Below are 5972 nucleotides of genomic sequence, written 5' to 3' on the forward strand. Positions count from 1 at the left end.
CGTTTAAATTAGCCTTGATTGGAACGATCGTAAGGCCGATTCTATCGCCCTGCACTTCCCGCCCTGACGGGCTGTCTTTTGGCCACAAATACCCAAGATAGTCAGAATTTGAACTAAAGATCAAAAAGTTGGTCTAAAATACTGCCTTCATAAATCTTATGATCAAGCAATGATCAAAAAATAAACTAATTAAAGGCCATTATGCTATAACTTTGCATTCGTACAGCCACTACCCAATTGGTAAAATTTTATTTCAGGAGCAATATTCATGACTCCAACTGGTGCAGGTAATTACTCGTTTTCCAGTAATTTCACTGAATTGAAAACAACATCGACAGGTGAACTCATCTTAGAGGACGGTCTCGGATTTTATAAGGGAAAAAGAGTTATCGTTGTCGATAAATACAACCCAGACCGTTATCGCACATTGATTGTCTCGGCTGATCGCAAGGAACTACTACACGACGGCCATCCAGGTCCCTTCGAAGCGTCCAGGTTTTTTACAGGGTTCTATGATTCGAGCATATTTCGAGAAGATACGCCCTTGCAACTGACAATCGGAGCATTGAGTCGTCATGAAAAGGATTCTAAGTTTGTTAAAGGTCTAGGTACTATAAAACGCTGTGATTATCACAACGAAATGAAATATTACTTTAATCAGTCCAAAGCACTTTTAGCCGCCGGGGCAAATCCTGACTTACGCAATAATTATGGGGATTCCCCGTTGACATCATTGACCCTGCGTGCAACTAGTCCTGAAAAATTTCCTTATTGCGCTGAACTCTTCGAGTATCTGCTCAATACTGCAAAGGTTGACCCTGATGGAAATGCTACAGGAATATGGACCCCCCTCCACAGCGCCGCACTCTCAGGTAACCCACAATATGTGCAGATGCTGCTTGATGCTGGTGCTGATCCCAACGGCAAGACTGTAGGGATACATACGCCTCTGTATGCAGCGGCGAGGGGTTCCGAACCAGGTCTGCCCGTGGTTAGCCTGCTATTAGAAAAAGGTGCTGACCCTGATGCAAAGGCTCAAGGCAAGGAAACCCCACTCCTGCATATTCTTGATCATATTCTTAAAGAAAAGGATAACATGCTGATTTGCAAAAAAAATGCAAAAAAAGGTTTGTTTGAATTTACTGATAAGACAGCTGAAAAACAGAAAGCCGATGAAGCTGAACAGAAATTCAGAGACTTGATAGATTGGGCAATAGTTCAGGTGATTAACCCCCTTGCGGAGTATGGAGCTGATCCTGATGCAAACACAGAGCAAAAGGAAGAGACACCTCGCTGCATTGCCAAAAAAATTGGCGATGAAGAATTAAACCGCTGCCTCGATGAAATGAGGACGCAATTTAAAAACGACAAGTCTCTTTTGAAAAATAAGGAGGAAGAATCTGTTGATCCGTATCAGGCCAGTGCCTCGCGGTTCCCCAAACTTACCTTTCAAACCAAAAGAACCTTTAATAAAAAAACCTACTATCAGTTAAAAACATGAGTCTTATCAGGCTGAAGTGTTTATAACGCCATCTATCCCGGGGCGGCAATGTCGCGACACCTTTGCCAGCCTGAAAAAAACGCGTCGCCTGTATGGTTTCTCTTTTTGGGATTATCTGAAAAGTCGGCTAATGGGCGATGGGTTATTTCCAAGATTGAGTAACCAGATTGAGGAGGCTTCAATCTGGTGCTGCCCGCAGTTTTTGAGAGCTTACGAAAAACTTTTTCTTACAAAGTGGGGCGGACCATGTGTGACCCGGTTTTTTTAGTTTCGCTATACTTTTCAAGATAATTAAAAAAAGCGTTCTGTTGGCAGGGAAAGGGTATGGCGGGTATAGAGGGAGTCAATCGGCAGAATCTTGCGTCGCTGTCAGGTCCCGTTAAAAGTGGTGTAAAAAAAGTTGGGTCAGCTTTCAAGCGAGCCGTTGCTCGCTATAAGGCAACCAAACATATTCATCAACAAGCATCTGGCCGCCCCCCCAAAAATCTGTTCACATGCGTGGAGCAAAGACGGTTTCTCCACAAAATCATGTCAATCCAACCGCATCATCATCAAAATCCAAAAGAACTCAATTACCACAACGCCAAAAAGCATCCGGTGAAGGAGCCGCACTGTACAAAAATAAAAAGTACCGCCGCCTGGTTTCCAGGGAGCGGGTAACCGCTCAATTTCAGCAGCCCCAGCAGGTCTCCAGAGACATATTGAATGCAGCCTGGTCTGCTCATAATCAGGGTAAAACCCCTTGGGGAAAAAACCATGCACTACTGGTAAAAGGCGGTCAGCTTGGTCAGGTCAGCAACCATATTTCTCTGCACAGTCAAGCCCTTAAGCAACCATTGGCAACCAACAAAGGTGAAATTGAGCAGCAGGGCAGGCAGGTCATTGATAATTTGCAGAAAGGTTTTAACGAGCTGAGCCAGCTGCTTGATCAGCAAGGCGGAATGATGCATCCAACAGAATTCCAACAACTGAACGGGTTATTGCGAACCTTTCACAATGAACAGAAGCTGATGCTTCAGGTTATGGATGATCCGGGAGTTGCCAGTGTTGCAGGCTCACTGGATCTGACTCAGGCTATGGAGCTTAAACGACTTGGATACGACCTGACGCCTACTATGGTCAAGCATTTCAGCTCCTTTAACGATAGCCAACTGATACGAGGGTCTGATCAAAATTTTGGTTCAGGTGCTATTCACTCAGTGACTAAACTCCAGTTTCAGACCAGCACCGGGGTGGTCGAAAAAATCTTTAAAGGTGATGACCCTGTTGATCCTTGCCCATTTGATTCCATTACTGGCGCAAAAAACTATCTTGATAAAAGCAAACCAAGATTTGCCACACGCAACTTTGCAGCAGCAAAATTTGACAACCTGCTGGGAACCGGACTGATGCCTGAGATGGAGCTGACGGTGCACGACGGACAAGTCGGCGTACTGATGGATGTGGCCAAAGGTGTCAAGCCTTACGACCAAAGTACTAACCAATATAACTGGACCCCGGTTGAAGACGATAGCCAGCCTCAAAAAGCTGCAAAGATTCAGGAACAGCTCAACAGTGCAGAATGGCTTGATGGAATCTGTGCCCAGCAGGATCGTCATCCAGGCAACCTGTTTATCGATCCGGAAGACGGTAAGGTTACGCTGATTGATAATGACATGGGTTTCTACCCTGGCCTCCATCAGGTACGCACCCCTTCAAAGCCCGGAGGATTTCGCCGGTTTGCAGGAAGTACCGCAGGGTTACCTTCGGTGATTGATGCCAGAGTCTATGAGAAACTGATGTCAATCACCCCGGCGCAGATTCACCAGCAAATGGATGGATTGATAACCCGAGAGGAAGCAAAGTCTACGATCAGCCGTGTGAAAGAACTGCAGAGCCATGCCTCCATGCTGGCAAGCAATGGCCGGGTTATTGAGAATTGGCAACAATGGAAAGATCCGTCCACAGGATTGAATGCTGCGCAATTCCAGCGCCACCATGCACCCGACAGCTATCTATTATCCGTCCAGGGACAATCACAAGGTTTATAGTTATGTTTGAGCACGAAGCGGGCCGTAACTGTTATCAATCGGCTGTTGCACTCCTGACCAGCGAGGGGCTGCCCTGTCTACCGTTACATCACAAATTTATCGGTAAACTTCAGCAAATACCCCATTCGGCCCTGTTCACGACAGACCTCTCCATGTCTGACCCCTATCATTTCCAGTTCTACCTGAACCAGTTAATGACTGGTCAGTGCCCACGTATGGTCGTCTTTGGCGTATCCGGTCATGGTTTTTCTTCCAGAGCAATGCATTACTACATGATTGATCGACACATTGCAGTGCTGTTTCAGGATGGTCTGCCCCAAACGCCGGAAGGCTGGCAAGAAAAACAGATTGTGGACTATGACCTCACCAGCCAGCTCTACATTGCCTGTCAGGACTCTGTAGCAACCAATCATCTGGCAGCCGATGAAAAACTGGTTATCTGTCGTTCATTCTTTCTACCCGGACACTGGGGGATCATCAAACAGTCCGGAGAGAAAGTGAAATGGGAAATGGCTGCCAACCCACTGGAAGCAGCTGCTGACTGGCTAACTGGCAAACAGGTTTAATGTTTAGGCTATTGAAAATTTTCTTGACTTAATTTAAGAATCAAACCTGACTCCCGGTTTGGTTTTGTGACCCCGGAGTTTGGTTTTCTTGACCCCAAGTTTCTCAACGGCTGGACCTATTGAGTGAACATGGTATTGCTGCATTTTCTACCAAAATCCATTAAGTAAAACGGACACTTCTTGGACAAATTGGCAGGTTAGAACAAATGAACTTGAAGAAAAGGATGTAAGATTAATAAGTTAGAAAATACAAATGGCGGTGAGGGAGGGATTCGAACCCTCGGTACGCGATTAACGTACACACACTTTCCAGGCGTGCTCCTTCAGCCACTCGGACACCTCACCCTTGTTCAAGACGTTTACTACCGGTGGCGTACTTTATATCACCTGCGCCGCAAAGGCAAAAAGAATATATACCTGCCGACAAAAAAATCACCGCAGGCAATTCGGGCCAGGCATAATGGCCAGAACTTTATCAACAACAGCGTTTGGCAGCAGTTTCAGTAGAGCGTATCTCCAGAAAATGCAAAGCCTGAAGTATTCTCTGTTTGATATGAGAGGAAGCTGTCTTGAGCTTCTCTATATATGGCGCCGCCGGGGAAGAACTTGCCCGGATCTGGCGGTAACGACATTAGCTCTGTTAGCGTCAAGGAGAATTGTTTTTTAGAACTCACCTCATAGTTGGGAAGTATCAGTGAAATTAAGGAATATTCCTCGTATGTAAAGGCATTCCACGTATTGGTCTCCCAATAAAAATCGTCATTTAAAAAACGCATAACAAGATGTTCTGTATTCCCCTTTGTCAACTCCGCCTCAAGGCGTGGAAACGCTGGAGCAAATGCAAAATAATGGCTGGCTGAAAGGTCAAATTCATAAACACGCGGGAGGTCAACTTTTCCCATAAATACTTCGTAGCCACTTCTTTCCCTGTACTCATTAACAATATCAATGACTCTATCACCAGCATTACACCCGCCGTAGTCATTTAAAATAGTATCATTGAGTATGTAATCAGGTAGCTCTTTCACCGGTTCAATATAGTGTTTATCGTCTGGAATTTCTTTATTGCCGGTAAGAGACAGTACATTGTTTTCTGCAGTCGTAATTTTTTTAAACCTTGGGCAGTCTTTCTCCCAAAGTGGCGCCATAATAAGCCAGCCTCTTGCTAACCCCTTGGGAGTGAGACCATAACCACACCATTGTGCTGACTGATTTTCCGCTTTATCAGGCGTGTCGGTTGCTGCCAGAGGACGGTGAACGATGGATTGTCTGGTGATCGGTGTATTCACTCTTCCCCCAACTGTTTACCTGAATTCAAGTCATCAATCTGTACGCAGTAAGACAATTACATTTCAAGATGGTTCCTGCCCCGCTTAACCCAAAGAATCAGTTATAGGCACCAGCTTCAACTCATAGCTGTGGCTATAGATCTCCAGGATATTACCGAACGGATCTTCCATGTAGATCATGCGACAGGGCTTTTCACCGGGATAATAAAACCGCGGTTTTTCCATACGACGCTTGCCACCTGCGGCCACAATCTTTTCTGCCAGCCCTTCGACATCCGGGTCCTGTACGCAGAAGTTGAAAATGCCGGTTTTCCAGTATTCAAAGTTATTTTCAGGGTTTTCCTGGTTGTTAAACTCGAAGATCTCAACACCGATCTTGTCACCTGTGGATAAGTGAGCAATGCGGAAGTTTTGCCAACCGGCACAAAAAGCATAAAAGCCTTGAACCACAAAGGCACAAGGACACAAAGGAAAAGAAATGCTCTTCTTGGCGCTCTTTGCCGTGACAAATATTTTGCTGAACCATTTTTCATCCCGGGAGGCTGTCCGAGAATAGCGCCCGACTGGGCGTCCCCGTAGCGAGGAT

At 45.7% G+C, this 5972-nt stretch carries 5 protein-coding genes and 1 tRNA gene; 3 read left to right on the forward strand and 3 right to left on the reverse strand.

Features of this window, described 5'->3' with window-relative positions; genetic code table 11:
* The first annotated feature begins 268 nt into the window (after window positions 1-268).
* From KDK14_RS04960 to KDK14_RS04970, 3 genes are all read left to right on the forward strand, one after another.
* The gene (locus KDK14_RS04960) at window positions 269-1501 is read left to right on the forward strand and encodes an ankyrin repeat domain-containing protein (RefSeq protein ID WP_257263911.1); all 1233 of its coding nucleotides are present in this window, start codon (window positions 269-271) and stop codon (window positions 1499-1501) included.
* Between the two features lie 494 nt (window positions 1502-1995).
* The gene (locus tag KDK14_RS04965) at window positions 1996-3531 is read left to right on the forward strand and encodes a phosphatidylinositol 4-kinase (RefSeq protein WP_257263912.1); all 1536 of its coding nucleotides are present in this window, start codon (window positions 1996-1998) and stop codon (window positions 3529-3531) included.
* Window positions 3532-3533: 2 nt separating this feature from the next.
* Entirely contained in the window at window positions 3534-4097 is a 564-nt protein-coding gene (locus tag KDK14_RS04970; protein ID WP_257263913.1) for a hypothetical protein, read from the forward strand.
* Between the two features lie 254 nt (window positions 4098-4351).
* Here the strand turns inward: KDK14_RS04970 and KDK14_RS04975 are convergent.
* The 3 genes from KDK14_RS04975 to KDK14_RS04985 all read right to left on the reverse strand — a co-directional run.
* Window positions 4352-4442: transfer RNA gene (locus KDK14_RS04975), tRNA-Ser, on the reverse strand.
* A gap of 155 nt (window positions 4443-4597) precedes the next feature.
* Window positions 4598-5386 (reverse strand): hypothetical protein, encoded by a 789-nt coding sequence (locus KDK14_RS04980; protein WP_257263914.1) that lies wholly within the window; start codon window positions 5384-5386, stop codon window positions 4598-4600.
* A gap of 84 nt (window positions 5387-5470) precedes the next feature.
* On the reverse strand, window positions 5471-5972 hold a 502-nt coding region (locus tag KDK14_RS04985), incomplete at its 5' end, for a VOC family protein (protein WP_373691032.1).

It is taken from the genome of Endozoicomonas sp. ONNA2 (assembly GCF_024606365.1).
Classification (GTDB): Bacteria; Pseudomonadota; Gammaproteobacteria; order Pseudomonadales; family Endozoicomonadaceae; genus Endozoicomonas.

Coding starts and splice junctions, on each gene's coding strand:
- KDK14_RS04960 (WP_257263911.1), top strand. CDS start 269: ATGACTCCAACTGGTGCAGGTAATTACTCGTTTTCCAGTAATTTCACT.
- KDK14_RS04970 (WP_257263913.1), top strand. CDS start 3,534: ATGTTTGAGCACGAAGCGGGCCGTAACTGTTATCAATCGGCTGTTGCA.
- KDK14_RS04965 (WP_257263912.1), top strand. CDS start 1,996: ATGCGTGGAGCAAAGACGGTTTCTCCACAAAATCATGTCAATCCAACC.